General features: G+C 53.4%; 27 protein-coding genes. 7 read left to right on the top strand and 20 right to left on the bottom strand.

Annotation, left to right across the window (positions count from 1 at the left end; genetic code table 11):
* Positions 1-25: 25 nt before the first annotated feature.
* Positions 26-1,198 carry an ImpA family type VI secretion system protein gene (locus ACF8OF_RS07980; protein WP_392496240.1) on the bottom strand — a complete coding sequence of 391 codons (1,173 nt, stop codon included), beginning with the start codon at positions 1,196-1,198 and terminating at the stop codon, positions 26-28.
* 387 nt (positions 1,199-1,585) lie between these two features.
* On the opposite strand from ACF8OF_RS07980, the gene ACF8OF_RS07975 reads away from it, so the two are divergent.
* The 4 genes from ACF8OF_RS07975 to ACF8OF_RS07960 all read left to right on the top strand — a co-directional run bounded on the left by ACF8OF_RS07975 (position 1,586) and on the right by ACF8OF_RS07960 (position 3,736).
* On the top strand, positions 1,586-1,972 hold the full coding sequence (locus ACF8OF_RS07975) for a YkgJ family cysteine cluster protein (protein ID WP_262864121.1): 387 nt from the start codon (positions 1,586-1,588) through the stop codon (positions 1,970-1,972).
* An 82-nt stretch (positions 1,973-2,054) separates the two neighbouring features.
* On the top strand, positions 2,055-2,237 hold the full coding sequence (locus ACF8OF_RS07970; RefSeq protein WP_262858802.1) for a YdcY family protein: 183 nt from the start codon (positions 2,055-2,057) through the stop codon (positions 2,235-2,237).
* 400 nt (positions 2,238-2,637) lie between these two features.
* Positions 2,638-3,213: a class I SAM-dependent methyltransferase gene (locus ACF8OF_RS07965; RefSeq protein WP_392496239.1), complete on the top strand. Its 576-nt coding sequence runs from the start codon at positions 2,638-2,640 to the stop codon at positions 3,211-3,213.
* Positions 3,214-3,283: 70 nt separating this feature from the next.
* Positions 3,284-3,736, top strand: coding sequence for an acetyltransferase (locus tag ACF8OF_RS07960; protein ID WP_262882068.1), 453 nt, complete (start codon positions 3,284-3,286; stop codon positions 3,734-3,736).
* 4 nt (positions 3,737-3,740) lie between these two features.
* Here the strand turns inward: ACF8OF_RS07960 and cysM are convergent, their stop codons facing one another.
* From cysM to ACF8OF_RS07925, 7 genes are all read right to left on the bottom strand, one after another.
* The gene (gene cysM / locus ACF8OF_RS07955; RefSeq protein ID WP_392496238.1) at positions 3,741-4,622 is read right to left on the bottom strand and encodes a cysteine synthase CysM; all 882 of its coding nucleotides are present in this window, start codon (positions 4,620-4,622) and stop codon (positions 3,741-3,743) included.
* Positions 4,623-4,700: 78 nt separating this feature from the next.
* Positions 4,701-5,783 (bottom strand): sulfate ABC transporter ATP-binding protein, encoded by a 1,083-nt coding sequence (gene cysA / locus ACF8OF_RS07950; protein WP_392496237.1) that lies wholly within the window; start codon positions 5,781-5,783, stop codon positions 4,701-4,703.
* Positions 5,773-6,615, bottom strand: coding sequence for a sulfate/thiosulfate ABC transporter permease CysW (gene cysW, locus ACF8OF_RS07945; protein ID WP_279796175.1), 843 nt, complete (start codon positions 6,613-6,615; stop codon positions 5,773-5,775). The genes cysA and cysW overlap by 11 nt, the downstream gene beginning before the upstream one ends.
* Positions 6,608-7,435, bottom strand: a complete 828-nt coding sequence (gene cysT / locus ACF8OF_RS07940) for a sulfate/thiosulfate ABC transporter permease CysT (protein WP_115983695.1) — start codon at positions 7,433-7,435, stop codon at positions 6,608-6,610. The genes cysW and cysT overlap by 8 nt, the downstream gene beginning before the upstream one ends.
* A 1-nt stretch (position 7,436) precedes the next feature.
* Positions 7,437-8,468: a thiosulfate ABC transporter substrate-binding protein CysP gene (cysP, locus tag ACF8OF_RS07935; protein ID WP_392496236.1), complete on the bottom strand. Its 1,032-nt coding sequence runs from the start codon at positions 8,466-8,468 to the stop codon at positions 7,437-7,439.
* 384 nt (positions 8,469-8,852) lie between these two features.
* The gene (locus tag ACF8OF_RS07930) at positions 8,853-9,749 is read right to left on the bottom strand and encodes a Dyp-type peroxidase (protein WP_392496235.1); all 897 of its coding nucleotides are present in this window, start codon (positions 9,747-9,749) and stop codon (positions 8,853-8,855) included.
* Between the two features lie 102 nt (positions 9,750-9,851).
* Complete coding sequence (locus ACF8OF_RS07925; RefSeq protein WP_392496234.1) at positions 9,852-10,445, bottom strand: RpoE-regulated lipoprotein; 594 nt, start codon at positions 10,443-10,445, stop codon at positions 9,852-9,854.
* 182 nt (positions 10,446-10,627) lie between these two features.
* Between ACF8OF_RS07925 and ACF8OF_RS07920 the strand changes: the two genes are divergently transcribed.
* Positions 10,628-11,041 (top strand): YgiW/YdeI family stress tolerance OB fold protein, encoded by a 414-nt coding sequence (locus ACF8OF_RS07920; protein ID WP_262864120.1) that lies wholly within the window; start codon positions 10,628-10,630, stop codon positions 11,039-11,041.
* Here ACF8OF_RS07920 and ACF8OF_RS07915 read toward each other — a convergent pair.
* Positions 11,038-11,469, bottom strand: a complete 432-nt coding sequence (locus ACF8OF_RS07915; RefSeq protein WP_262858812.1) for a GNAT family acetyltransferase — start codon at positions 11,467-11,469, stop codon at positions 11,038-11,040. The two genes, ACF8OF_RS07920 and ACF8OF_RS07915, sit on opposite strands and share 4 nt — an antisense overlap.
* 113 nt (positions 11,470-11,582) lie before the next feature.
* Here ACF8OF_RS07915 and hemF point away from each other — a divergent pair, with 113 nt between their 5' ends.
* Together hemF and ACF8OF_RS07905 are read left to right on the top strand one after the other, a co-directional pair.
* Complete coding sequence (gene hemF / locus ACF8OF_RS07910) at positions 11,583-12,488, top strand: oxygen-dependent coproporphyrinogen oxidase (RefSeq protein ID WP_392496232.1); 906 nt, start codon at positions 11,583-11,585, stop codon at positions 12,486-12,488.
* A 101-nt stretch (positions 12,489-12,589) separates the two neighbouring features.
* Entirely contained in the window at positions 12,590-13,690 is a 1,101-nt protein-coding gene (locus ACF8OF_RS07905) for a M4 family metallopeptidase (protein ID WP_392496231.1), read from the top strand.
* A gap of 48 nt (positions 13,691-13,738) precedes the next feature.
* Here the strand turns inward: ACF8OF_RS07905 and der are convergent, their stop codons facing one another.
* The 11 genes from der to pbpC form a co-directional block, all read right to left on the bottom strand.
* On the bottom strand, positions 13,739-15,244 hold the full coding sequence (gene der, locus ACF8OF_RS07900) for a ribosome biogenesis GTPase Der (RefSeq protein WP_262861837.1): 1,506 nt from the start codon (positions 15,242-15,244) through the stop codon (positions 13,739-13,741).
* A 148-nt stretch (positions 15,245-15,392) separates the two neighbouring features.
* Positions 15,393-16,565, bottom strand: coding sequence for an outer membrane protein assembly factor BamB (gene bamB, locus ACF8OF_RS07895; RefSeq protein ID WP_025152115.1), 1,173 nt, complete (start codon positions 16,563-16,565; stop codon positions 15,393-15,395).
* A gap of 14 nt (positions 16,566-16,579) precedes the next feature.
* On the bottom strand, positions 16,580-17,197 hold the full coding sequence (locus tag ACF8OF_RS07890; protein WP_262858816.1) for a tetratricopeptide repeat protein: 618 nt from the start codon (positions 17,195-17,197) through the stop codon (positions 16,580-16,582).
* A gap of 10 nt (positions 17,198-17,207) precedes the next feature.
* Complete coding sequence (hisS, locus tag ACF8OF_RS07885; RefSeq protein ID WP_262858817.1) at positions 17,208-18,488, bottom strand: histidine--tRNA ligase; 1,281 nt, start codon at positions 18,486-18,488, stop codon at positions 17,208-17,210.
* 148 nt (positions 18,489-18,636) lie between these two features.
* Complete coding sequence (gene ispG / locus ACF8OF_RS07880) at positions 18,637-19,761, bottom strand: flavodoxin-dependent (E)-4-hydroxy-3-methylbut-2-enyl-diphosphate synthase (protein ID WP_024473931.1); 1,125 nt, start codon at positions 19,759-19,761, stop codon at positions 18,637-18,639.
* A 79-nt stretch (positions 19,762-19,840) separates the two neighbouring features.
* Positions 19,841-20,809, bottom strand: coding sequence for a cytoskeleton protein RodZ (gene rodZ, locus ACF8OF_RS07875; protein ID WP_392496230.1), 969 nt, complete (start codon positions 20,807-20,809; stop codon positions 19,841-19,843).
* 142 nt (positions 20,810-20,951) lie between these two features.
* Entirely contained in the window at positions 20,952-21,302 is a 351-nt protein-coding gene (locus ACF8OF_RS07870; RefSeq protein WP_152689691.1) for a tetratricopeptide repeat protein, read from the bottom strand.
* 71 nt (positions 21,303-21,373) lie between these two features.
* Entirely contained in the window at positions 21,374-22,552 is a 1,179-nt protein-coding gene (locus tag ACF8OF_RS07865; protein WP_262858819.1) for a bifunctional tRNA (adenosine(37)-C2)-methyltransferase TrmG/ribosomal RNA large subunit methyltransferase RlmN, read from the bottom strand.
* 195 nt (positions 22,553-22,747) lie between these two features.
* A complete protein-coding gene (locus ACF8OF_RS07860; RefSeq protein WP_392496229.1) occupies positions 22,748-23,749 on the bottom strand; it encodes a hypothetical protein in 1,002 nt (333 codons plus the stop codon).
* A gap of 135 nt (positions 23,750-23,884) precedes the next feature.
* Positions 23,885-24,310, bottom strand: coding sequence for a nucleoside-diphosphate kinase (gene ndk / locus ACF8OF_RS07855; RefSeq protein WP_004236924.1), 426 nt, complete (start codon positions 24,308-24,310; stop codon positions 23,885-23,887).
* Positions 24,311-24,522: 212 nt separating this feature from the next.
* Positions 24,523-26,832: a peptidoglycan glycosyltransferase PbpC gene (gene pbpC / locus ACF8OF_RS07850; RefSeq protein ID WP_392496228.1), complete on the bottom strand. Its 2,310-nt coding sequence runs from the start codon at positions 26,830-26,832 to the stop codon at positions 24,523-24,525.
* Positions 26,833-26,891: the final 59 nt, after the last annotated feature.

Below are 26,891 nucleotides of genomic sequence, written 5' to 3'. Positions count from 1 at the left end.
TATCCTTATTATGTGTGTGTAATAATTACCAGCGCAGCGCGGTATTGCTGTGCTCTGCCGGTAAGGTCGGGTTTTCATCTGCACATGCCGGACCGCTTTCCGGCACCGGCAATTCGGTCATCTGCATATCGTTCAGACCGGTCAGTGAAAAAATCCGGTCCAGCAGTGTGCTGTTGTCTTCCAGTAATATTTCCTGCCACAACCCGGCCAGCGACATTTGTCCCCAGCGGATGGCTTTTTCCAGCAGGTAAGAGATCGGGCTGTGCGGTTCGCTGTCCCTGAAATAGCGTGAAATTTCACGCAGCTGCCGCAATGCGGTATCACGGTTATGGTGATTACGCTGTCTGAGTGCCGGGAAATCCGGCCGTCCTGAGGGTTCCGCAACCGGGGAAGCCGTTTTCTCCGGCGGATGTTCCGGCTGTACCGCTGTAACCGGCGGCGCAGAGAGTGCCAACCCGCTGACAGCCATCACCGCATTGCGGTAACCGGCCAGTAATTCCGTAAAAAAGGCCGGTGATACTATGCTGCCCGCGCCTCTCTCAGTAAAAAATGCCGACAGTGGCTGTAAGTGCGCCAGACACTGCGTCAGCACATCAATGCGCTGCCGGGCGTCCGCCTGTGATTGCGCAGAATGCGACGGGCTGTCCGGCAGCACTCCCCGGTGCTGACATTGCAGATAGTGGTAATACGGGATGTCATCCGCCACCGGTAACAGCAATACCGCACTGTAAAACAAACAATTTTCGGTACCGGAGCCCAGAATCAGACTCAGTTCCTGTAATTTTATCTGCTCCGCCTGCGGGTCTGCCTCATGCTGCGGCGGCAATTGCTCCCAGTGTTTTGTCATCTGAACGGAGAACCAGGCGAGCGACTGCTCAAGGGCGCGCAGTGACGGATCCTGTAATATCTGACACCAGAGATACCAGCCGGAAAGGCTGATATCACGTGCTGTATCTGTCAGGACAGGGAGCAGCGCATCTGCCAGGGCGGTCTGATCGGCAAGCATCTGCTGCCGGTGCTGTGCTCTGCTTCCTTCATCCGTCTGCTGTAACAGGCGGCGCAGCGAGGACTGGGCAATATTGAACAGATTACGCAGCGGCCGGTAACGGGCACCATCTGCCTTTAAATATTCCCCCTGCGGCTGTCTTTCACAGACAGGTAACCACAGTATTTTCTGCTCATCCTGAGACAATGGCATACCTTTCCCTTTGCGTTCCGCCGCTGTTTTCCGATGCGGCAAGTAAACCACATTGAAAGTAGCGCCACTGTCAGCAGCCTCATTGATTTTTTTAGCTTTACGCCGAACCACGGCAGCATATCGTGCAGGGAGGGATAACCGGAGGAATGTTTACTTTATCTTTTAAAAACAGAAATATACCCACATTTACAGTAAATACTGTCGGGCATATTTCATTAGCTGGCTTATTATTTTAATTTTATTCATTATTTTGTGATCCCGTGCTGTGTATTTTTATTGAATTTACGCGGGAAAATAAAAATAATAATCCGTCCTGTCTGATTATTCAGGACAAAAACCTGGTGGCGGTGAGATGATCACCGCGTTTGCATAATATGGTTAACTATCATGAGCAATGTAATTGCGTTTACTGATGCGGACACCAATCCCTGCATGCAATGCGGGGCATGCTGTGCCTATTTCCGGGTCTCGTTTTATCACGGGGAAACGGACAGCACGGGCGGCGTGGTGCCGGCAGAGATGACAGAGAAAGTGAATGATTTTATGGCCTGTATGAAAGGTACTGATCAGCCATCCCCGCGCTGTATCAATCTTGAGGGGGAAGTCGGTCAGTGTGTGGCGTGCAGCGCTTACGCACAACGCCCGTCCCCGTGCCGCGAGTTTGAACAATCGTGGGTCAGCGGTATACACAATGCTGCCTGTGACCGGGCAAGAGCCGCACACGGCCTGCCGCCGCTGGAACCGCCGTCCCGCCACAATGATCACGCGGCCTGATCACCGCCGTTTTGCACTAACGTTTTTACGGCTGTTCAGGTAGGATAACCGCATTACTATCAGACTGAATAAGGACCGCCCTATGAGCGATTATGCACAGCGTGTTGCTGACGTGGAAAAAGCCATTGAGAGTAACAGTATCACTGAAATGAACGAACTGATGGTCAGCCTGGGTGACAGTAACCCGCTGCCGTATGAACAGCGTTATGAGTTACAGCAGCGCCTCCGTCAGGCGATAATGGATCACGGAAAAATACATCACTAGTTAATTCTTATTCCGTACCGGCTTATTTCCGGAATACTATACCGGTACGGAGTGTCATGTTTATTGCGTTAATGTCAGCTTTTGCAAAAGTCACCGTCATTCCTGTACTAACCGCCTTTTAATCCGCTATGCTTTTCCTGTCAGCTATCTCATTCATTCATCTGATTATTATTTATAACAAATCAATCTTATCTGCCTGTGAGTTAACAGTCGTCAATAAAATACTCTATTACATTGTTTTATATGACAGTTTTATGAATTTTTTAATTTTTTCACCGTCTGAAAAATTCCTTATTTATCGGTAGAGGAAAGAGAATAATCGGCATATGATATTGAATACGTTTCACTGACGTGACTATTTACACGTGCGTGGTATCCGGGTTTGTAAGGAATGCTTATTATGGAAGTATCAAACTATTCACCGTTACTGAGCTATTACGCGTACATCAAAAAGTTTATTGCATCACCGGCCACGATGGGAACCATCACGCCTTCATCACGCTGGCTGTGCCGTGCTATGGTCCGTCACGTCGATTGGCGCGGTGTGCAGCATTTTGCTGAGCTGGGTGCCGGTACCGGAGTGATTACCCGTCAGATCCTGGATCAGATGGATCCGCTGGCTAAACTGGATGCTTACGAAATTGACCCCTATTTTGTCAGCCTGCTGAATAAGTTTCAGGATGGCCGGCTGGGGATTTTTTCTGACTCGGCAGAGAAACTGAGCCGTCCGTATAATGTGATTTTTTCCGGGCTGCCGTTCCTGTCAATTGATCGCCGTACCGGGCTGCGTATTCTGAAAGCGGTGCGTGACAATATTGAACTCAGCGACGGACAGTTTATTCTGTTCCAGTACACCACCAAATTTGAGAAATACCTGCGCCGTTATTTCCATTTCCGCAAAGAGCGTGTATTGTTCAACGTTCCGCCGGCCTGGGTGTATATCTGTACCCCGAAGAAACGTTATACCAATAACTGATCACCCGCAGCGTGTCCCGGAATACCGGGACACCGGCCATTCTCAATACCCCTGATTTACGGATCCCCCTATGTTAATTATCGTCCCCGCCAAACCGGATCATTTCCCGCGCCTGGTTGCCATCTGGGAATCATCCGTCCGCGCCACACACGATTTTTTATGTGAGGCTGATATTGAAAAACTGCGTCCGCTGCTGCTCAATACCTATCTGCCGAACCTGAATGTGGTGGTGGCACAGGATGAAAACGGTGAGATCCACGGTTTTCTCGGCACAGACGCGAACCGGATTGAAATGCTGTTCGTGGATGCGGAAATCCGCGGCAAAGGCACCGGCAAATTCCTGCTGAATTATGCGGTTGAACAGTTACAGGCCGATGAGCTGGATGTGAATGAACAGAACCCGCAGGGCGTCGGTTTTTACCACCATATGGGTTTTACACAGACAGGCCGTTCTGAACTGGATGGAGAGGGAAATCCGTTCCCGCTGCTGCACATGAAATACACCGGCAAAACAGCGGGATAATGTCTCAGCCGAAAACGCCGGTTGAGAGATAACGGTCGCCGCGATCGCAGATTACGGCGACAATCACCGCTCCCGGGCTCGCTTTTGCAATTCTCAGTGCACCGGCCACCGCGCCGCCGGAACTGACCCCGCAGAAAACACCTTCCTGCTGTGCCAGCTGACGCATAGTGTCTTCCGCTTCCTGCTGTGTGATATCCAGAATATCATCCACCAGCTGCGGCTGAAAAATCCCCGGCAGATAGCCCGGTGACCAGCGGCGGATCCCCGGAATCTGGCTGTTTTCCGCCGGTTGCAAACCGGTGATATTGACCTGCGGTGCCACCTCTTTCAGATAACGCGCCACCCCGGTAATGGTGCCGGTGGTGCCCATGGCTGAGACAAAGTGCGTGATACGCCCTTCCGTCTGCTGCCAGATTTCCGGGCCGGTTGTCCGGTAATGGGCCAGCGGGTTATCGGGATTATTAAACTGGTCAAGCACATAACCTTTCCCGTCCGCTGCCATCTGTTTCGCCAGATCCCGCGCCCCTTCCATACCCTGTGCCCGGCTGACCAGCACCAGCTCCGCGCCGTAAGCTTTCATGGCAGCCTGGCGTTCGGCACTCATATTTTCCGGCATCAGCAGTTTTAATTTATAACCGCGAATCGCTGCGATCATCGCCAGTGCAATGCCGGTATTGCCGCTGGTGGCTTCAATCAGCGTATCTCCGGGACGGATCTCCCCGCGCTGCTCGGCACCTTCAATCATACTTTTCGCCGCACGATCTTTTACCGAGCCGCCGGGGTTATTGCCTTCCGGTTTGACCCAAATTTCTGCGCCGCTGCCCTCACCCAGCCGTGCAAGCCGGAAAAGCGGGGTATTGCCGATGCCATTACTGATAGATGCCACGTTGTTCTGCCTCCTGAGCCGTAAACGGAAACCATACCGCCGCCGCAAGGCAGTATGCAACCGGAATTATTTTCATCTTTATGCGCACTGTGCCTGCGGCAGCAGCGCCAGTTCATCTTCGCCGCGAAACAGCCGCAGTTCCCTGATTGTCAGCCAGACAGAATCACCGGCGGCGGCACGGGTGTCCGGCGGTAATATTACCGTCACTTCGTCTTCAGCCGCTTCCGTGGTCACCACCGCAGTGCGGTAATGCCCGTGTGAACGGAGGGTCACAACCCGGGCGGCAACCGCATCGGCAGAAAAGGTATGCTGCAATATCAGCGACCAGGGGCGCACAAATACTGACACCGGCCCGGAACCGGCAGTCAGTGCGGCAACCGGCTGGCGCACAGCGCCAATCCTCACCCCGCCATCCGCACCGATATCACCGCGGAAAATATTGATCTGACCGAGGAATTCGGTCACGAAGCGGTTGCTGTCATCATTCCCCAGGCTTTCGGGTGCCGCGATCTGCTCGATATGTCCGCCGCGCATCACCACGATGCGGTCAGCCACTTCCAGTGCCTCTTCCTGATCGTGTGTCACGAACACAGCGGTAAATCCCAGTGACTGATGCAGCTGACGTAGCCAGCGGCGCAGTTCGGTTCTCACCCCTGCATCCAGGGCACCGAACGGTTCATCCAGCAACAGGATCTGCGGCTCTGCCGCCAGCGCTCTGGCCAGGGCCACCCGCTGTTGTTGTCCGCCGGAAAGCTGTGCCGGGTAGCGATCCGCCAGGTGCGGCATCTGAATCTTTTCCAGCAATGACATCACTTTCGCGCGGATTTCTTTTTTTGACGGGCGTGTTTTGCGCGGCAGTACCGTCAGCCCGAATGCAATGTTGTCAAACACCGTCATATGCCGGAACAGCGCATAGTGCTGAAAGACAAACCCGGCGCGGCGCTCCCCTGCCGCCAGCCCGGAGACCTCTTTCCCGCTGATATACAATTCTCCGGCGGTATGCGGCGTCAGCCCGGCAATAATCCGCAGCAGTGTGGTTTTTCCGGAGCCGGACGGTCCCAGCAGCGCCACCATTTCGCCGTCCGCCACCGACAGCGAGATATCCTGTAATACCGGCTCCGCACCAAAATGGTGTGTCAGATGACGGATCTCAATGCTCATATTTCCTCCGGGATCCCTGATATGCCATCACGCCGTGGCGGATGCACAGGGTCACAACAGCCATCAGCGCCAGCAGACCGGATGCGGTAAATGCCGCCACAGTCTGATAATCCTGATGTAATAATTCCACCTGTAACGGTAAGGTGAAGGTTTCCCCGCGAATTGCGCCGGAAACCACCGACACCGCCCCAAACTCCCCGATAGCCCGGGCGTTGGTCAGGATCACGCCGTAAAACAGCGGCCAGCGGATATTCGGCAGTGTCACCCGCCACCAAATCTGCCACGCACGGGCTCCCAGCAGTACTGCGGCCTCTTCTTCCTGTGCCCCCTGACTGAGCATCACCGGCACCAGCTCCCGCACCACATAAGGACAGGTCACGAAAATCGTCACCAGCACAATTCCCGGCAGCGCAAACATGATTTGGGTATCCAGCGAGCTTTCGAGAAAGCCCCCCAGCCAGCTGTTTGAGCCGTATAAGAGCAGATACAGCAGCCCGGCGATCACCGGCGATACCGCAAACGGCAGATCCGCCAGAGTCAGCAATAACTGGCGGCCGGGAAAACGAAACCGCGTCACCAGCCACGCCAGCAGTGTGCCGAAAATCAGATTCACCGGCACAGTGATCAGCGCCACGATCACTGTCAGCCAGATAGCGTGCAGCATATCCGCCTCCGCCAGCGCGCGGATCACACCGCCGATGCCATCAGACAACGCGGTGACAAAAATCCACACCAGCGGAATCACCAGGATGAAAAATGTCAGCAGCAGACCGGCAGTGATCAGCAGCCACTTCTGCCACGAAAAACGCCGGCGGCGCAGAGAATCAGCCATGTGACCTGCCTGTGCGCAATCCGGCGCGGCTCTGAATAATATTAACCGCCAGCAATAACACCAGCGAGGTCATCAGCACCACCGAGGCAATCGCTGCAGCCGCGGGGTATTCAAATTCCTGCAGACGGACAAAAATCAGAAATGACACCACTTCTGTCTGCCACGCGAGGTTACCGGCGATAAAAATCACCGCGCCGAACTCGCCGAGGCTGCGGGTAAAGGACAAAACCGTTCCCGCCAGCGCGGCCGGGGCGATTTCCGGCCAGATCACACGGCAGAATATCTGAAAGCGTGAAGCCCCCAGCGTTTCTGCCGCTTCCTCATATTCCGGTTTCAGGGTTTCCAGCACCGGCTGTACCGTGCGGACCACAAACGGAATACTGGTAAACATCATCGCAACCGCAATACCAATCCAGGTATTCACCACGGTGATATTAAATGAGTCAAAAAAACGGCCGTACCAGCCGTTCGGGGCAAAGAGAGTGGCGAGTGTCAGCCCTGCAACTGCCGTGGGCAGTGCAAAGGGCAAATCCATCAGGCCGTCGAGAATACGGCGGCCGGGAAAGCGGTAGCGGGTCAGGATCCAGGCCATCAGCACACCAAACACCGCATTAAACAGACTGGCGGCCAGCGCGGCGAGCAGTGTGACTTTATAGGCGGCAACCACCTGCGGCCCGGTGATCACCTGCCAGTACTGCGCCCAGCTCATCTGCGCCAGCTGTAATACCAGTGCCGTGAGGGGCAGCAGCAGGATCAGCCCGCTGTAGAGCAGCGTAAACCCGAGGGACAGGCCGAATCCCGGCAACACCCGCCTTGCCATATCAGCGACCCTGAGCCATCAGGGTGTCAAATTCACCGCCTGAATTAAACCGGCTTGCCATCACTTCAGACCATGAACCGAACTGATCTTCCACCTTAAACAGGGTGACAGACGGAAATTGCCCTTTGGTCGCCGCCATCACATCCGGGTCAGTCACGCGGTAATTAAACTGTGTCATTTTGGCCTGTGCCGCCGGGCTGTAAAGGAAATTCAGATACGCATCGGCAACAGCCTGTGTGCCGTTCTTTTCCGTGTTTTTATCCACCCGCGCCACCGGGAATTCCGCCAGAATATTGGATGCCGGGACGATAACGTCATAATCATCCGCGCCATATTCATTACGGATATTATTCACTTCTGATTCAAAACTGATCAGCACATCCCCCAGCCCGCGATCAATAAATGATGTGGTGGCGCCCCGGCCGCCGGTATCAAATACCGCGACATTACTGAGGAATTTTTTCATCTGTTCCTGTGTTTTGGCGCTGTTTTTACCGTTTTTCTGCTGCCAGAAACCTTCCGCCGCCAGATAGGTGTAACGACCGTTACCGGAGGTTTTCGGGTTCGGGAACACAATTTTCACATCATCACGCAGCAGGGAATCCCAGTCTTTGATCTGTTTCGGATTGCCTTTGCGTACCAGGAAAGCCATGGTGGAATAATACGGCGAGCTGTTATTCGGCAGACGCGCCTGCCAGTCCGCTGCCAGCAGATTGCCTTTGTCATGCAGAACCTGCACATCGGTCACCTGGTTATAAGTAACCACATCCGCCCTCAGCCCCTGTAATATCGCCAGCGCCTGTTTTGAGGAGCCGCCGTGAGACTGGCGGATAGTCAGCGGATCGTCCGGGTGTTCCGCGTTCCACTGTTTTTCAAACAGCGGGTTGATTTCCGTGAACAGCTCACGGGCAATATCATAGGAGCTGTTCAGCAGCTGAGCAGCACCGGCAGCGCTGCTCCACACAGTTGAAAGCAGCAGCAGACCAGCAGGTAATACAGCGTTGACAGATAGTTTCACGGCGGAGAACCTCATTATGATGATGCGTTTCAGGTAACTCCGGTCAGTGTGCATATATCAGTAAAGTGATACAAGCCATTTACTTATATCATTATGGAATTATATATAGTGATTATTTCCTTCAGAATATTATACATCGATATGTTTAGTCTCTTCCTGTGTCGTGTATATATACACGCAGGACAGACGTTACTCTCAGGGGAAGGTACAGTGGAATAAGGATAAAAACAGACACAAAAATGTGCATCACTGCGGGAAAAGTATGACGGTGATAACGGGTAAAAGAAACGAAAAGCATGCGCGCCACGGATGGCGCGCCTGAGCTTACAGGGATGTATTCACAGCGACTTTTCGTTTTTGCCCGTTATCAGCCGGTTCCGGGCTTAAAGTGACCCCCTCCTACAGCGCACTCAGCTGTACCAGCGACGGCGCATAATAATAAGCCCCGGTTTTCGGTTTACTGAACCGCAGCAGATCATCAAATTTACCGTCAGTTTCGCCGAACATACTCAGCAATTGCTGCTCAATATTGTGCAGACGACCGCAGTAGGCGATAAAGAACAGGCCGTGCTCACCACTGGCAGTACCGTACGGCAGGCTCTGGCGCAGAATGGAAAGCTCTTCACCCTCCTCCTCAATCACCACACGCGACACATGAGACGTTACATTGCGCACATTTTCATCCAGCTCAGTGCTGTCTGCCTTGGTGCGGCCAATCATCTTTTCCTGCTGCTCTTCGGAAAAACGGGTCCATTTATTCAGGCTGTGTGCCCAGCGCTGAGTCAGGATATAACTGCCGCCCGCATCTTCCCCATCCGCGATCAATGCCACGTCCGGACGCTCATCCCCTTCCGGGTTTTCTGTGCCGTCGATAAAACCGCTCAGGTCGCGCTCTTCCGTCCAGCGGAAGCCATGAATTTCGCCCTGAATCTCAACTGCACCCGCAAATGCCGCCACCGCTGCCTGTGCCAGTGAAAAGTTAATATCGTGACGCTGAGAATGGATATGGATCAGTAAATCATACTGTGTTGCCGGCGCCAGGCCGCGCCCCAGTTCACGGAAGTTTTTCAGTTCCGGCGCACTGCTCCGACTGCCCAGCTGACGCCACAGGTCGTGACCGAATGCTACCGTAGCACTCAGCTGATCAGCCGGAAACTGAGTCTGTAACGTTTTCAGTGCTGCCAGAAAAACCTGACAACCACGCCGGATCGCCGGTAAATCACCTTTGGTGTTTGCTTCAATAAAAATACCGAAACGGCAGTGTTCCGGCAGAATACCGCTTTGTGCTTGTGACATATTGCTCCCTTTGCATCGTCAGTCTGATCAGGAAATGGCCTTATCATAAATCACTGACGCGGAATTACGTTGTTATTCCTCAAGTTCATTTATTATTCCGGGTTATTTATTGGCCCAGACGATATAACTGACGCGCCAGTTCTTCAGAATATCATCGGACGGCATCAGAGTTTCAGGGCCGTTCCAGGTTCCGCGGAAAACATAGGAAACACGCGGGGTTTGCGGTGAGCGGCAGATAACCTGAGCACTGTCATCAAATTCAGTGGTCAGGGTGCAGGCACCGGCAACGGCCTGCGGATAGATATCAGAAAAGAGGGTTCCGGTTTTGGTGTCCCATTCTGTACGGATATCCGCATCATTGGCGACAATACGCTGCACAGTACCATTTTCCGGCCCGGACAGGCGAATAACTGTTTTATTGTCTTTCCGGCCTTCAAAAATTTTAACGATCTGCCCCTGCTCGGTCTGCATACCACCGCGCAGTGTGTATTTATCGTCCAGTCCCTGACTGATCGCCGCTTCGGTCATGGCTGTCCGGTTATTCACACCGCCGACACCCTGTGCCGTTACCGTCAGCGCACTGCTGCTGAACCAGCTTACCGGCGATAATGATGACCACGAAAATGAACTGCACCCGTTCAGCATCAGTACGGCACCGGCCACGGCGGCCAGCTTCATTGCCTGATAACACTTCATTTATTGCTCCTTTGCATTCGGTTCAGATATCAGACTCCGGAATTGACAAAACATTCATTCTGAATTATTACATCAAATAACTTTAACCAAATACGTATATTTACGAATTCAGTAACGTAACATTTCCGATAAGATATCTCCCGGCATATCACCGACATTCTCAGTTACCGGCGACATAAGCTATGGCTAAAATGACATTCACATCATCGTCTTTTTACCTGTTTTCAGCGGTTGTGCTGGCAGGTACATTCTGGTTTCAGTCTGCTGCTGCCCTGCCGTCCTTTTCTGCCTATGAGTATCATCAAAGCACAGTAAAATGTGAAACAGCACAGCGTTTTGTCATCAAGCAGCTGCCCTATCTGCAGGATAACAGCCGGGTGATTCTGGAAGGCAATATTCAGTCTCAGATTTCAGCGGAGCACTATCTGCTGGGGGATTACAGCGGTATCGTCGAAATAAAAATTCCGGCGGATTTATGGGGGAAAAAGATTATCACCCCTAATGATACCATCCGTATTGAAGGCGGAATGGAAAAAGACCGCCATGAGATTGTCGTAACCGCAGATTCGCTCAGTGTGGTAAACGCCGGCAGTTAATATTCCGGGTCGGTGATCAGCCGTTTGCTGTAGGTCAGGCTGTCCTGCTGACACTCGTCGTAAGCCAGCTTGTCAAACATGCTCAGTGTGGCGGTATTCTCATCCGGAATCGACAGCAGTAACTGCGGACATCCCCGCGCCAGCAGCTTTTTCTCGAGTCTCGCCACCATCGCATTGGCAATTCCCCGGCCCTGAAATTCCGGATGTACCGCCAGATAATAGGCATAGCCCCGGTATCCGTCATAACCGCCCAGCAGTGTGCCCACCACCTCGCCGTTGACTTCCGCCACCAGAAACAGTGCCGGGTCGTGTGCCATTTTCCGCTCAATCACGGTTTCCGGGTCATCCGGAGGGGTGACCAGATCACAACGCTCCCAGAGTGCAACAACCTCTTCAAAATCGCCTTGCTGAAATGTGCGAATGTCCATACCGTTACCTGTCTGCCGGTTGTCTGCCCGTGTCCGTGACGGAACGGGTGTGATATCTTATAAAAACAAAATGATATACTAAAGTTTATCCGCAGCTCAATGGTCGTGATGTAATGAATATCCCTGATAGTGACAGTGTTAAAGATTTTTTTCTCCGGTTACAGGATTCCCTGTGCGGACAACTCGCCGCCTGTGACGGCGGTGCTGAGTTCAGCGAAGATAAGTGGCAGCGGGAGTCCGGCGGCGGCGGGCGCAGCCGGGTACTGAAATCCGGCGCACTGTTTGAACAGGCCGGTGTTAATTTTTCACATATCAGCGGGGACAGCCTGCCGCCGTCAGCCACGGCACACCGCCCGGAACTGGCCGGGCGTCGCTATCAGGCCATGGGGGTTTCCCTGGTGCTTCATCCGCATAATCCGTACGTCCCGGCCGTACACGCTAATGTGCGCTTTTTTATTGCCGAAAAAACCGGCTGTGATCCGGTTTGGTGGTTCGGCGGCGGTTTTGATCTGACCCCTTTCTATCCTTTCACTGAAGATGCCGTACACTGGCACAGTGTCGCCCGGGACATCTGCACCCCGCTGGGCGAAGATGCCTGGCCGCGTTATAAAAAGTGGTGTGACGACTATTTTTATCTGAAGCACCGCAACGAAGCGCGCGGCATTGGCGGCCTGTTCTTTGATGATCTGAATAAACCCGGTTTTGAGGAATGCTTTGCCTTCACACAGGCTGTCGGCAACGGTTTTACCCGGGCTTATCTGCCGATCGCGGAAAAACGCCGTTCTATTCCCTATGGTGAGCGCGAACGGCAGTTTCAGCTCTACCGGCGCGGCCGTTACGTGGAGTTCAATCTGGTGTGGGATCGCGGCACACTTTTCGGTTTACAGAGCGGCGGGCGGACTGAATCCATCCTGATGTCAATGCCGCCGCTGGTTCGCTGGGAATATGATTACCAGCCGCAGGCCGGTTCCCCGGAAGCCGCGCTGGACGATTTCCTGATCCCGCGGGACTGGGTCTGATATCAATTCACAGTGTGCTGACTGAAAAGCAGGCTGATAGTCTGCTGCGGTGAGTATTTTTCTCCGCAAAGATGGTCGCTCCAACAACAGGAGAACCGTCTATGTCAGCACATGCCCCGCGCTATTCATTTTTACCGCCCTGGATCCTGAAAAAACGCCTGCTTCATGAGGGGGATCACGAGGAGACTCAGTTATGTTATCAGCATATGCAGCGCTTGCTGGGTTACCGCCGTCTGCCGGAAACAGAGACAATGCCTCTCAGTTATGCCGCCCTGCCGGATGCCGGATGCCATTCTCCGGCGCACCGCCGGGTGATGCATCTGAAAAACCTGACCACTGTTCCGGATCTGTATTACCGTGAGGATCGGAAAGCGGAAAACCCTCAGCCGCATATGGCTGTCCGGCAGGATACCGATACCGACAATATGTTTGAATATCTTGATATCATTTACGGCTTTTTTGATGATGTCTTTGATTACAAATCCTTTAATGACAGCAATGCCACTATCTCTGCCATGACACATTACGGGCGCGGCTACTGCAATGCCTTCTGGAACGGCGCACACCTGGTGTTTGGTGCCGGGGATGCCGGAATGAGTATCACTCCTTTGTTTCTGAGTTTTGCCCAGCTCGATATCGCTACGCACGAGTTTTCCCATGCGGTGATTGATCACCTTTCCCCGCTGACTTACAGCCACCAGTCCGGAGCCCTGAATGAATCTGTCTGTGATGTGTTTACCGTTATGCTGGGTCATTACCGCAGCCGTCACGCCAGCCATCAGGGGGACTGGCATATCGGCAGAACACTGTTTAATAAACAAAGCGGAATTAAAGCACTGCGTTCCCTTTCATCACCGGGAAATGCCTATAACCATCCGGTGATCGGCAAAGATAAACAGGTGGCACATATGCGGGATTATATTGCGCTGCCGGATGATCCGGAGAATGATAACGGCGGCGTGCATTGCTACTCCGGTATCCCGAATCATGCATTTTACCATTTCGCTTCCGCCCTCGGCGGATACAGCTGGGAAGTGGCGGGGCAAATCTGGTTCGACACGCTGCGCAGAGGCAACCTGCCGCCGGAATGTGATTTTCTGACCTTCGCCCGCGAAACCCTGCTCGTTGCGGATGAAAATTATGATGAGGAGGTTGCAGCCGTGCTGCTGAACGCCTGGAAAGCCGTCGGGCTGGAACCGTGATGACGTTCAGATATAAAAAAACCCGCATATCAATGCGGGTTTTCCTGATTAACGCCCTTTCTTAATATGGGACATCAGACGTTTACGTTTGCGCAGCTGGGTCGCTGTCAGTACGTTTTTCTTATCCGCAAACGGGTTTTCACCCTCTTTAAACTGGATGCGGATAGGGGTTCCCATCACTTTCAGAGACTGACGGAAATAGTTCATCAGGTAGCGTTTATAGCCATCCGGTAAATCTGACACCTGGTTACCGTGGATAACAATAATCGGCGGGTTATAACCCCCTGCGTGCGCATATTTCAGTTTGACGCGACGACCGCGAACCAGCGGCGGCTGGTGGTCATCCGCTGCCATTTTCATAATACGGGTGACCAGTGCGGTACTGACACGACGGGTTGCGCAGTCATACGCTTCCTGTACCGAGTCAAACAGGTTACCGACACCGCTGCCATGCAGCGCAGAGATAAAGTGGATACGGGCGAAATCGACGAAACCGAGACGCAGTTCCAGCATATCTTTGACATGATCGCGATCCTCTGCGGTCATACCGTCCCATTTGTTGACGGCGATAACCAGGGAACGACCGGCATTGAGGATAAAGCCCAGCAGTGACAGATCCTGGTCTGAAATCCCTTCACGGGCATCAATCACCAGCAGCACCACGTTCGCATCTTCAATCGCCTGCAGTGTTTTGATAACGGAGAACTTTTCAACCGTTTCAGTGACTTTCCCGCGTTTACGCACACCGGCGGTATCAATGATGATATATTCGCGCCCGTCGCGTTCCATCGGGATATAAATACTGTCACGGGTGGTGCCCGGCATATCGTAAACCACCACACGCTCTTCACCGAGGATACGGTTGGTCAGTGTGGATTTCCCGACATTCGGACGCCCGACAATCGCCATTTTAATCGGCTGATCAATCGGGTTGAAATCATCTTCCTCTTCGCTGTCTTCCGTTTCTGCTGCCTGTGCCAGGGCTTCCTGCTCTGCCCAGTACGCGGCGTTAGCCTCTTCTTCGGTTAACTCGCGATCATCATCCTCACTTTCCGGCTCACCATAGAACGGCACCAGAGCGCGGGTGATCAGCTGACTGACGCCACGTCCGTGCGAGGCGGCGATAGGCACCACTTCCCCCAGACCCAGGCTGTAGAATTCACCCAGCGCCAGATCCTGATCAATACCGTCGATTTTGTTCGCCACCACAAAGGTGGTTTTGTTATCGCGGCTGCGCAGATGTTTGGCGATACCGCTGTCCGCCGGCATCAGACCGGCGCGGGCATCCACCATAAACAGCACGATATCGGCTTCTTCAATCGCCAGCAGTGATTGTGCGGCCATGTGGGTTTCAACACCCTCTTCCGTGCCGTCAATACCGCCGGTATCGATAATAATAAATTCCTGTCCCTCAACCTCTGCACGACCGTACTTACGATCCCGCGTCAGGCCGGGGAAATCAGCAACCAACGCATCGCGCGTACGCGTTAAGCGGTTGAATAATGTGGACTTCCCGACATTGGGACGCCCGACCAGAGCAACGACAGGTATCATGCTTTTACTGCCTCATAACACTGAAAAAATCCCCTGCACCATACAGGAGATTAAAGACGAAACGGCCCCTGTCATTCAGGAGCCGTCAATGAAACCACTCCGCAGTCAGCTGCCCTGCCGGAGTGATGCCGGAAACAGCGGTTTACTGTCAGCGGCGGAGCAGATACAGGCGTCCGTCACGGGCCTGCACCATCAGTTTATCACCGGCAATTGACGGACGACTGAGAATGCCGGAACTGTTGAGCTTATTCTGTGCCACAAACTGCCCGTTGGACGTATCCAGCCAGTGGAGATAACCTTCGCCGTCACCGACCACCAGATAGCCGTTAAAGAGTTCCGGTGCGGACAGATTGCGGTGCAGCAATTTATCCTGTGACCACATGGTAACGCCATCCGCAGCACGCAGACCATAGATGTTATCATTCTGATCAACAACATAGAGGGATTCACCATCCAGCACCAGTTCGTTGACTGAGCCGAAATCGCGTTTCCACAGGATTTGTCCGCTGCGCATATCCATCGCCACCAGATTGCCGTTATAAGCGATAGCGTAAACACGGCCATCAGCAACAACCGGGGTCATATCCACGTCATTCAGACGGCTGATTTCGGTGGTACCGGTTGTCTGCGAAATACGCTGCTGCCAGATAATCTGACCCTGGCCGAGCATAACCGCACTGACACGGCCATTATCACCGCCGACAAATGCCGCGCCCATAGCCACTGCCGGGGCAGATTCACCACGGACAGACAGGCTCGGGGTATCCAGGTTCAGGCTCCAGCGCTGTTCGCCGGACGCGGTATCAAATGCCTGTAACAGACCGTTACCGGTATGCACCAGCACCAGACCATCACTGACTTCCGGACGGGACAGCACCTCACCACCGGCGTTAGCGGTCCATGCAATTTCACCGTCATTCGCGTTCAGCGCGATCAGCGTACCGCGCTCTGTACCCACATAAACGTGTTCACCGGAAACGGTCAGACCGCCGGATAACATCGCCGGGATATTGGCGGATAAGAAACCGGTTTTTTCTGCCAGATTCACTGACCAGATTTCAACGCCGGAATCGGCATCCAGGGCTTTGACCAGGCCATTGCGGTCAGCCGCATAGACACTGGAACCTTCCCATGCCGGGGAAAGGTGAGAATAATATTTACCGATACCGTCACCGACGGATTTATCCCACACGGTTTCCGGGGTGAACTGACTTGTCACTTCCGGCAGTGGTGACATCACGATAGTATCCTGTTCACTTGAACAGCCGGCCAGCAGCACAGAGGCGACTAATCCTACCAGCAGTGTTTTACGCAGTTGCATTATCGAGAGTCCCCTCACCCGGCTAAATTATCGAGTTTGAATGTCATAACGGATTTGATAGTCCCGGCACCTTCACTCTGAATACCGGTGGTGTAGGCTTCCTGCGCGCCTTTCACATCCCCTTTCTGTAACAGGGCATCACCGCGGATATCCTGTGCGTAAGCCGCCCAGCCTTTCCCTTTCACTGCCGCCACCGTTGCCAGTGCGGCATCCGGTTTTTTCTGACCCAGCTGTACACGAGCCAGACGGGCATTAATCAGATCTTTTAAATCGTCATTATCGGTTTTTGTCAGCGCCTGACTCAGGGCATTTTCTGCCGCCGGAAGGTCGTTGCTGTCAACCGCTTTCATCGCCAGATCAAGACCGGCAATAGCGCCATAGTTGTTATTGGCTTCTTTCGCAAACGCCTGCAGACGGGCTGTCTGCTCTGCCGGGGTGCCCTTTGCTGTGACTGCCGTTTCATAGGCAATCGCCGCATCCTGTAATTTGGTGACCTGGTGAGACTGATAGTAGTTCCAGCCGGCAATACCGCCGATACCGATGATTAAACCTGCCGCGATTGCTTTGCCGTTTTCGACAAAGAAATTCTTCAGCGCTGATACCTGTTCATTTTCTGTGGTATAGACTTCCACACGTCTCTCCTTAACCTAAAAGTTCGCTCAGACGAGCGGAAAGCCCGCTCTGTGCCAGCGTCTGCTGCTCACCGGTGGCCAGTTCTTTGACAGTGACTGTCCCGTTGGCAATTTCATCCTCACCTAAAATCAGGGCGATGCGCGCACCGTTTTTATCCGCACGGCTCAGCTGGCGCTTGAAGTTACCGCCGCCGTAGTTGGTCATGATACGCACATCCGGCAGGCTGTCACGGATCTGTTCCGCCAGCATCATTGCCGCGACCTGGCTGCCTTCACCGAAGGAGGCCAGATAAATATCGGTCACCGCAGTTTCGCTCACAAAGTCAGGATTGACAGACTGAACCAGCAGTACCATACGCTCCAGACCCATCGCAAAACCCACCGCCGGGGTATTATGACCGCCGAGCTGTTCAACCAGCCCGTCATAACGACCACCCGCGCAGACTGTTCCCTGCGAACCCAGTGCGGTGGTCACCCACTCAAACACAGTGCGGTTATAGTAATCCAGACCACGGACCAGACGCTGGTTGATGCGGTACTGAATACCGGCGGCATCCAGGATGGCGCACAGGCCGTCAAAGTGGGCTTTTGATTCTTCATCAAGATAATCAAACAGTGCCGGTGCATCGTTCAGGAGTTCCTGAACAACTCGGTCTTTGGAATCCAGCACACGCAGCGGGTTGGTGTACATCCGGCGTTTGCAGTCTTCATCCAGTTTGTCTTTGTGCTGTTCCAGGAAGGCCACCAGTGCTTCACGGTAGTTTGCACGCGCCTGTAACGAACCGATTGAGTTCAGTTCCAGGGTGACATGCTCCGCAATGCCCAGCTCACGCCACCAGCGGGCGGTCATCATAATCAGCTCGGCATCGATATCCGGTCCGCTCAGACCGAAAATTTCCGCACCCAGCTGATGGAACTGACGATAGCGCCCTTTCTGCGGACGCTCGTGGCGGAACATCGGTCCGATATACCAGAGGCGCTGTTCCTGATTATACAGTAAGCCTCTTTCAATCCCGGCACGAACACAGCCCGCTGTTCCTTCCGGCCGCAGTGTTAAACTCACATTTTCTTCACGGTCCTGAAAAGAGTACATTTCCTTTTCAACAACATCGGTCACTTCGCCGATGGCGCGCTGAAACAGGGGGGTATGCTCGACAATCGGTGTACGGATTTCACTGATCCCGTAGCTTGTCAGAATGCGTTTAAGCGTGTTTTCAATACGCTGCCATACAGCAGTATCAGCCGGCAGATAATCATTCATACCACGAACAGATTGGATTTTAGTCGCCACGTTAATTCTCTTAACTCAATGAAATATGTTTCCGATTATAAAAGCGACCCGGTGCGGGTGCAATATCGGGAGGCGGATATATCGTCCTAAAACCGCATATCCGCCAAAACAGACAATACCGGCCCGTTAATCATGAGCCGGTCCGTGATTATTCTTTCTCAACCAGACTGATATCAATCCGGTTATTCTGATCCAGCATGGCCGCCTTGGCACGGATTTTCGCTTCTAACTGATCGATCATATCCGTGTTATCCAGACGCTCTTTCTGACGGACACCGTCTTCGTAGAACCCGCTGCGGGTTTTCGCCCCGGTCACGCCCAGTGTGGAGACTTCTGCCTCACCCGGACCGTTGACCACACAGCCGATAATCGACACATCCATCGGTGTGATGATATCTTCCAGCCGCTGTTCCAGCGCATTCACGGTGCCAATCACATCGAACTCCTGACGGGAGCAGGTCGGACAGGCGATAAAGTTAATGCCGCGCGAACGGATACGCAGGGATTTCAGGATATCAAACCCGACTTTCACCTCTTCCACCGGATCAGCCGCCAGCGAGATACGCAGCGTATCACCGATCCCTTCCGACAGCAGCATCCCTAATCCGATCGCTGATTTTACGGAACCGGCACGGGCGCCGCCCGCCTCGGTGATCCCCAGGTGCAGCGGCTGATCAATTTTCTGCGCCAGCAGACGGTAAGCACCGACGGCCAGGAAGACATCTGACGCTTTGACACTGACTTTAAACTGGTCGAAATTCAGGCGGTCGAGAATATCCACATGACGCATGGCGGATTCCACCAGTGCTTCCGGGGTCGGTTCGCCGTATTTTTCCTGGATATCTTTTTCCAGTGAGCCGCCGTTCACCCCGATACGGATAGGGATATTATAATGACGGGCGCAATCCACTACCTGACGGATACGCTCCTCACTGCCGATATTGCCCGGGTTGATACGCAGACAATCCACACCGTACTCCGCCACTTTCAGCGCAATACGGTAGTCAAAATGAATGTCCGCCACCAGCGGTACAGAGACCTGCTGTTTAATCAGTTTAAAGGCTTCCGCCGCATCCATGGTCGGCACTGACACGCGGACAATATCCACGCCGACACGCTCCAGGGATTTAATTTGTCTGACGGTCGCCTCAACATCCGTTGTCCGGGTGTTTGTCATTGATTGCACGGCGATAGGTGCACCATCACCGACCGGCACATTTCCCACGTAAATTCGGGTGGACTTGCGTCTTTTTATCGGGGATTCATTATGCATATGTCTTTCTCCGGAACATCCTTGTGTCCTTAATCATTGCTGTGTTTATTGTGTAGTAAAGGTTTAATTTAAAAACCAATTATTCACCGGCTTTCGGCACACTCAGTTTTGCCACCGTGTTTGCTTTGATGAAGCGGCTCAGATCAACACTCTGACCTTTGAACTGCACATCCACGGCAGCCGGTGCGCCGATTTTCAGACGGTAAGGTTCTGCGCCCGCAAATTCCAGGGTATCCCCTTTTTGTTTGGTGCCGCTGAAAATTTTTGTTCCTTTGTTATCGGTCACTTCCAGCCAGCAGGTGTTTTTGAAGGTCAGAACCAGACCATCCTGTGTCTGTGTGGTGGTCGGCAGTGTGCCGCCTTCGCTGTCCACGGCGCGGTTAACGACCGCCGGTACACGATCACTGCCCGGCAGCGGCACAATTTTGCTGCTGTCAATTTCCTGATCCTGCGGGGTGGCTGCCGATAATTCCAGTGCAGCGGTATTGGTATTACCCGCCGGTGCGGCATCCGGTGTGCCTGCCGAGGCATTCAGTGTCTGTGGTGTATCACCGTCTGCCGGATCGGTACCCGGTGCATCTGCCGCGGCATTCACGGTAACATCATTCTGCTGTGCCAGTGAGGCAATATCGGCCTGTTGTGCCTGATACTGCTGCCACCACCATACCCCCACCAGCGCCAGAACCACCAGCAGCACCAGCCAGGTAAATTTCATCAGCCAGCCTTCGCGTTTTTTACGCTGACGACCGAGCGTCACACTTTTCATCGGCTGGACTTTGGTCATCTGAGCGGGCGCGATGTTATCAAGATAAGGCATGATTGCAGATTCAGGGATCTGCAGCAGCTTGGCATAGGTGCGGATATAACCGCGGATAAAGGTCGGGTTGGTTTCTTTCAGTGCATCTTCTTCGATTTCACGCACTGTAGTCAGTTTAAGACAAAGTCTGTCGGCGACTGTTTCCCGTGATAACTGAAGTTGTTCCCGACGTTGTGTTAAGAATTGGCCAAGAGTGAGTTGGAGATTATCTTGAGATTGAGAGTTATTCATGAGTTTCAGGACACAAACAGTTCTGGTTACGAGAAAGCGCGGAGATCTGCCTTTCCGCGCACCGAAGTTCCGTATTCCGGCATACAGCATGCCACCCGTAATAATAAAATAACCCTGAAAACAACATTACTTTTATATTGTTTTACAGACTCTTATCCGGCGGACACTCATAAGCCAAAATGTACTTTACCACACTATCACTGCCTGACGGGGAATTCACGGCTAAATTCAGGTATTTTTCCGCGATTTCAGGCTGCTGATCGCATTTTGCACTCAGCGCCGCGCCTGTCAGGGCACCGGTATGCTGCGGCTGTGCTTTCAGTACCCGGTCAAAATGATACCGTGCGGCATCATACCGGCCGGCCTGAAGATAAGCCTCACCCAGTGCAAGACGGGTACCGGTCGCAGCCGGTACTGTCTGTGTCACGGGGGCTGTCCGGCATCCTGCCAGCAGCATTACTGCAATTAAGCCCGGGGAATACGTCCTTATCATACTGCCTCCTTGTCTGTAAGGCAGGTATATTAACGTAAAGTGTCACCCGGGAGTGTTACTTAATATTACTGTCAGACTGCTTTGACAGCGATTGGTTCACCGGCCATGCGTTTTTTCAGTGTCCGTTTGGTCCGGTCGATAACATCCCCGGCCAGCTGTCCGCAGGCGGCGTCAATATCATCACCGCGTGTTTTACGGACAATGGTGGTAAAACCGTATTCCATCAGAACCTTGGCAAAGCGGTCAATCCGGCTGTTTGAGCTGCGCCCGTAAGGGGCGCCCGGGAACGGGTTCCACGGGATCAGGTTGATTTTGCTCGGTGTGTCTTTCAGACAGGCTGCCAGCTGATGTGCCTGATCAGTGCTGTCATTAATATGATCCAGCATGACGTATTCCACGGTAACACGGCCGCCGTTCGCATTGGATTTTCCGAGATAACGGCGCACAGATGCCAGGAATGTCTCAATATTGTATTTTTTGTTGATCGGCACGATTTCATCACGCACGTCATCGGTCGGTGCGTGCAGGGAAATGGCGAGCGCCACATCGATCATATCACCGAGTTTGTCCAGCGCCGGAACCACGCCGGAGGTGGAAATCGTCACGCGGCGTTTGGAGAGCCCGAAACCGAAGTCATCCAGCATGATTTCCATCGCCGGAACAACATGGGTCAGGTTCAGCAGCGGTTCACCCATCCCCATCATCACCACGTTGGTGATCGGACGGCGGCCGCTGGATTTCAGGGAGCCGATGATTTTCGCGGCACGCCAGACCTGGCCGATAATTTCAGATACCCGCAGGTTGCGGTTAAAGCCCTGCTGTGCGGTTGAGCAGAATTTGCATTCCAGCGCACAACCGACCTGGGAAGAGACACACAGGGTGGCGCGGTCTTCTTCCGGGATATAGACAGTTTCCACTTCCTGGTCGCCGACACGGATAGCCCACTTGATGGTGCCGTCCGCAGAGCGTTGTTCTTCCGACACTTCCGGTGCACGGATTTCCGCCACCGCTTTCAGTTTTGTGCGCAGCACTTTGTTGATATCGGTCATCAGATCGAAATCATCATAGCAATAGTGGTAAATCCACTTCATCACCTGATCAGCACGGAAAGGCTTCTCGCCCATATCGGCGAAAAACTGGCGCATCTCTTTGCGGGTCAGATCGAGTAAATTAATTTTTCCGTTGATTTTTTCAGGAGCAATCGGTGCGGAGCCTGTTGCACAGGCGTCTTGGGTGGTCAGTTCTGACATTGTTAACATTGCCTCGTTGTTACACTTTCGGCGGTGACACGCGGCGCGCATCACAGATACAGGAATAAGGATAGCCGCTGAAACGGACGGCGTCACGGATACGGCGGAAATATAAAAGCCCCGTATCATAACGGGGCGCGGCATTGTACAAATATTAATGGTGATATGGCAAATGAAAAAACCGGATACCGCATTTCAGTAATAAGATAATACATTATCCCACTCTTTACTGATCCGGGATCGGTTTGAATCCGTTATTTTTTCAAACAACGGGTCACCGTAGCGGTAGCCTGTTTTATAAAAATCGCCGCCGATATGACACACCACGATATTATTCAGATAACATTGCTGATCTGCCGTTACCGGAATATCTGCGGCGGTTGATACCGCAACATTATCATCGGAAAACAGATATAACGCGCCGGTCTTACTGCCTTTTTTCAGGGTAAACCCGCTGTTATCGTTTACCGCGCGGTTTCCCCTTAATATGATCCCGCTCATCAGGGTTTTCCAGTTCACTGACACCGGGATAATACGGATATCGGTCAGGTCATCCCATGATTCATCAGCTACTTTCCGGTAATCGAGATACAGATGCTGATTATCGGTATACAATTTTTCCGGCAGTTTTTTATCCGGATTATCCGTAACTACACGCCTGAATGTGGCAGGATCCGCATCGTCCGAACGATAAAAACCATTGAAATAAACATGTTCTTTATCATACGCATAATTGTAATAGCGTGTATTTTCGGGGTACAACCTGAAACTGTCCGCGTCCTCACTGACCAGGTCCAGCCGGATATTATATTCACGGATATTATCACCAAACCAGCAACGCGGCGTCACCAGCGGTGTAATTGAAAAGTCCCCGCTGCTGCCCTGACAATCCGGGTCACGCAATGTGTTCATCGTGACATGATAAACCTTGCCGTTCTCTGCCAGAAAATGAACCCGGGTATTTGCGCTGAAAAAGAAATCGTTTAAATCCGCTTTGTCGTACTTTACTTTTCTGACAGCGTCATTATCCGCAGATTGCCCGACGTTCTGCTCCCACAAAATAACATTTTCTTTCGGTGTGCATATTTTTCTGACGTTATTACCGTAATCTTCAATACAGTCCGGCCCGCCGCTTATCTGTGCGATAAAAAAAATACTGACAAGCAGTATACCGGCAATATAAATATATTTTTTCATACGGGTTCCCTGACAGCATAAAATATCCACATTAATTTTAATGTTTATAGCACAATCTCAGCGGAACAAAAATATAAGAGAGGACAGAGGCGGGAGCAGCCGGAACCTGCGGGAGGCTCCGGCTGAAATACGTGATCAGCGCGGGCAGATTTCATCTTCAGTGAAGAAATAGGCAATTTCACGGGCGGCGGATTCTTCCGCATCAGAGCCGTGTACCGCGTTTTCAGTGAAGCTGTCAGCGTAATCCGCACGGAGTGTACCGGCCAGTGCATTATCCGGATTGGTGGCGCCCATCAGGTCACGGTGACGCTGCACAGCATTTTCCCCTTCCAGCACCTGTACCATTATCGGGCCGGAGGTCATAAATTCCACCAGACCATCAAAGAACGGACGGCCTTTGTGCTCAGCGTAGAATCCTTCCGCCTGTTCACGGGTCAGGTGCAGCATTTTGGCGGCGATAATACGGAAACCGGCGCTTTCAAAACGGTGATAAATGGCCCCGATAGCATTTTTCTTTACGGCGTTTGGCTTAATGATCGAAAATGTGCGTTGTACAGACATGAATTGACCTCATTGTGCGCTTGTGCGCTGTTGTCATTGTTATTTGCGGCTGACGGCAGACCGGTCCACACCTTGTGGTAAGGCGATGATTATACGGGCTCACCTCTGTTTCGCCTACAGTTACGCAACATTTTTGCAAAGTATTTCGCATAGCAGATCACAGATTTTTCGTCTGTATCACACTTTTTCCGCTGCTGTTCCCGCCGTTTCTGCTATTTCAGGGTAAAACTGACTGAACTGACCTGCCCGCTGAGATCCAGCACGGTCAGCTGATAACGCCCCGGGGTGTCCAGCGTTAGCAGCAGCGGCTCACCGGTTCCGGTACTGCCCGCCTGGTCGCCGTTAAGAAACCACCACTGAGTGCCCTCTCCGCCCTGCGTCACTACCCGCAGATCAAGGGTTTTCGCCAGCGGCAGACGGCGCAGCACATCCCCTTCGCGGATCCCGGAAATCAGCAGCGGCGCGGCTTCCACCCGTAACGGCGGACAGGTTTTGCTGACCGGAGGCAGACGATGGCTGCGGCGTTCACCCGGCGGCAGCCAGCTTTCCAGCGCAATCGGCCACAGCGCCACGGTTTTCTCCTGTGCATCCGGACAATCCGGTGACACCCGCTCCCCCTGCCCGTTCACCCAAATCACGGCATTGGTGCCGGACAGACTTTCCTGCCCTGCGGACGGCAGTGTCGGCGGCACAGTATTATCCAGCACCAGCGCTATCCGTTGCTGACGGCAGTTCGGATCCTGCTTATCCGCCACCAGTCCTGACGGCCAGCAAATCATTTTACTGCTGACACTGATGGGTTTCGGATCCGGCAATTTTTTGCCGCCGCGTGCCCGCAGATAACTGTCCACCTGATACAGGATCGGGATCGCGGTTGCGAACCCGGCCTGTCCGGCTACCGGCGTGCCGTCCGGACGACCGACCCACACCCCGATGGTATAACGGTTATTCACCCCCAGCGCCCAGGCATCACGGTAGCCGTAACTGGTGCCGGTTTTCCACGCCAGCGGCACATCCTGCGCCAGCCGGTCATCCGCCAGCGGACGCGTCTCTCCTGCCATGACCCGGCGCGTGATCCATGCCGCGCCCGGGGAGATCAGTTGCCGCTCTGCCAGCGGATCCTCCGGACGAAAACGCACCGGTGCCACTTTGCCCTGACGGGCAAACGCGCTGTAGGCGGCGATCAGCTGATCCATCCGTGCCCCTGTCCCGCCCAGGATCAACGACAGGTTCGGATCACTGCCGAGCGGAAAACGCAGTTCCAGACCGACATTACGCAGTTTGGCACTGAAACGCTTCGGACCATAAACATCCAGTAACTGAACCACCGGCAGATTCAGGGAGCGGCGCAGTGCCTCACTGACACTCACCGGTCCGCTGAACCCGGTATCAAAGTTGCCCGGCCGGTAATCATTAAAGCGGCGCGGCACATCCTGTAACAAGGATTCACTGTGGATCAGCCCCTCATCCATTGCCAGGGCATATAAAAATGGTTTCAGTGTGGAACCCGGCGAACGCCAGGCGCTGTTTACATCCACATGCCCGAAACGGGTGTCATCAGAGAAATCGATAGAGCCGACATAGCCCTTCACACTCATATCGAGGTTATCCACCACCATAATGCCGAGTGAGGTTTTCTCCGGCAGCTGATATTTGCGGTTGCGGGCCATTTCCTCCAGCTGACGCTGAATGGCGGGATTGATAGTGGTGCGGATCACCGGGTCTTTCACTCCCTGCGCCACACGCCGTGCCAGCAGCGGCGCGGAATGTGGCACCTGGCGCGGTGCCAGCCAGATACTCTCCTGCTTTAAATCGTCCACTTTTGACTGCGGCCACACCTCAAATTCGGCCAGCCGGTCAAGCACCTTATTACGGGCCGCTTCCGCGCGCTGCGGATAACGATCCGGGCGCAGACGGCTCGGTGCCTGCGGCAGAACCGCCAGCAGTGCTGCTTCTCCGGCGGTCAGTTCCGACGGTGGTTTGCCAAGATACATCCAGCTCGCCGCACCAATACCTTCTACCGTGCCGCCGTACGGGGCGCGGTTAAGATACATCTCCAGAATCTCATCTTTGGAATAGTGCCATTCCAGCTGAATAGTCCGGAAAACCTGTTTCAGTTTGCCGGTCAGTGTGCGGTCATGAGGGTCGATCAGACGGGCGACCTGCATGGAGAGCGTGCTGCCGCCGGAGACAATACGTCCGGAGGTCAGATCCTGCAACGCCGCGCGGCCGATAGCCACCGGGTTGATGCCCGGGTGCTGATAGAAATAGCGATCTTCGTATGTCAGAAGCGCTTCAATAAATTCCGGTGATACATCCTTCAGTGTGACCGGGTAGCGCCACACGCCGTTACTGTCGGCGAAACGCCACAGCGGTGATCCGTCCTCAGCCGTAACCGTACGCGCCATCACCACCTCATCCAGCGGCAAAGGCCAGATTTTATCGGCCAGCCAGAGCAGCGGCGGCGTCAGAACCATTGTTATCAGGCCGGTCAGCGCGAGACGTTTAAACCACACTTTCATGTATCAAACCGCATTATCAGAATTCTTAAGATAAAAATGCCCTTATAACAGACTATAAG

Source organism: Morganella sp. TYF_1 (genome assembly GCF_043105645.1).
GTDB classification, from domain to species: Bacteria; Pseudomonadota; Gammaproteobacteria; order Enterobacterales; family Enterobacteriaceae; genus Morganella; species Morganella morganii_B.
Note: the sequence above shows the minus strand (reverse complement) of the source record. Positions and strands in the feature narration are given on the sequence as shown.

What these genes read in the sequence shown, in the direction of transcription:
- ACF8OF_RS07980 (WP_392496240.1), bottom strand. Translation starts at nt 1,198, where the DNA reads ATGCCATTGTCTCAGGATGAGCAGAAAATACTGTGGTTACCTGTCTGT.
- ACF8OF_RS07975 (WP_262864121.1), top strand. Translation starts at nt 1,586, where the DNA reads ATGAGCAATGTAATTGCGTTTACTGATGCGGACACCAATCCCTGCATG.
- ACF8OF_RS07970 (WP_262858802.1), top strand. Translation starts at nt 2,055, where the DNA reads ATGAGCGATTATGCACAGCGTGTTGCTGACGTGGAAAAAGCCATTGAG.
- ACF8OF_RS07965 (WP_392496239.1), top strand. Translation starts at nt 2,638, where the DNA reads ATGGAAGTATCAAACTATTCACCGTTACTGAGCTATTACGCGTACATC.
- ACF8OF_RS07960 (WP_262882068.1), top strand. Translation starts at nt 3,284, where the DNA reads ATGTTAATTATCGTCCCCGCCAAACCGGATCATTTCCCGCGCCTGGTT.
- cysA (WP_392496237.1), bottom strand. Translation starts at nt 5,783, where the DNA reads ATGAGCATTGAGATCCGTCATCTGACACACCATTTTGGTGCGGAGCCG.
- cysW (WP_279796175.1), bottom strand. Translation starts at nt 6,615, where the DNA reads ATGGCTGATTCTCTGCGCCGCCGGCGTTTTTCGTGGCAGAAGTGGCTG.
- cysT (WP_115983695.1), bottom strand. Translation starts at nt 7,435, where the DNA reads ATGGCAAGGCGGGTGTTGCCGGGATTCGGCCTGTCCCTCGGGTTTACG.
- cysP (WP_392496236.1), bottom strand. Translation starts at nt 8,468, where the DNA reads ATGAGGTTCTCCGCCGTGAAACTATCTGTCAACGCTGTATTACCTGCT.
- ACF8OF_RS07930 (WP_392496235.1), bottom strand. Translation starts at nt 9,749, where the DNA reads ATGTCACAAGCACAAAGCGGTATTCTGCCGGAACACTGCCGTTTCGGT.
- ACF8OF_RS07925 (WP_392496234.1), bottom strand. Translation starts at nt 10,445, where the DNA reads ATGAAGTGTTATCAGGCAATGAAGCTGGCCGCCGTGGCCGGTGCCGTA.
- ACF8OF_RS07920 (WP_262864120.1), top strand. Translation starts at nt 10,628, where the DNA reads ATGGCTAAAATGACATTCACATCATCGTCTTTTTACCTGTTTTCAGCG.
- ACF8OF_RS07915 (WP_262858812.1), bottom strand. Translation starts at nt 11,469, where the DNA reads ATGGACATTCGCACATTTCAGCAAGGCGATTTTGAAGAGGTTGTTGCA.
- hemF (WP_392496232.1), top strand. Translation starts at nt 11,583, where the DNA reads ATGAATATCCCTGATAGTGACAGTGTTAAAGATTTTTTTCTCCGGTTA.
- ACF8OF_RS07905 (WP_392496231.1), top strand. Translation starts at nt 12,590, where the DNA reads ATGTCAGCACATGCCCCGCGCTATTCATTTTTACCGCCCTGGATCCTG.
- der (WP_262861837.1), bottom strand. Translation starts at nt 15,244, where the DNA reads ATGATACCTGTCGTTGCTCTGGTCGGGCGTCCCAATGTCGGGAAGTCC.
- bamB (WP_025152115.1), bottom strand. Translation starts at nt 16,565, where the DNA reads ATGCAACTGCGTAAAACACTGCTGGTAGGATTAGTCGCCTCTGTGCTG.
- ispG (WP_024473931.1), bottom strand. Translation starts at nt 19,761, where the DNA reads ATGCATAATGAATCCCCGATAAAAAGACGCAAGTCCACCCGAATTTAC.
- rodZ (WP_392496230.1), bottom strand. Translation starts at nt 20,809, where the DNA reads ATGAATAACTCTCAATCTCAAGATAATCTCCAACTCACTCTTGGCCAA.
- ACF8OF_RS07870 (WP_152689691.1), bottom strand. Translation starts at nt 21,302, where the DNA reads ATGATAAGGACGTATTCCCCGGGCTTAATTGCAGTAATGCTGCTGGCA.
- ACF8OF_RS07865 (WP_262858819.1), bottom strand. Translation starts at nt 22,552, where the DNA reads ATGTCAGAACTGACCACCCAAGACGCCTGTGCAACAGGCTCCGCACCG.
- ACF8OF_RS07860 (WP_392496229.1), bottom strand. Translation starts at nt 23,749, where the DNA reads ATGAAAAAATATATTTATATTGCCGGTATACTGCTTGTCAGTATTTTT.
- ndk (WP_004236924.1), bottom strand. Translation starts at nt 24,310, where the DNA reads ATGTCTGTACAACGCACATTTTCGATCATTAAGCCAAACGCCGTAAAG.
- pbpC (WP_392496228.1), bottom strand. Translation starts at nt 26,832, where the DNA reads ATGAAAGTGTGGTTTAAACGTCTCGCGCTGACCGGCCTGATAACAATG.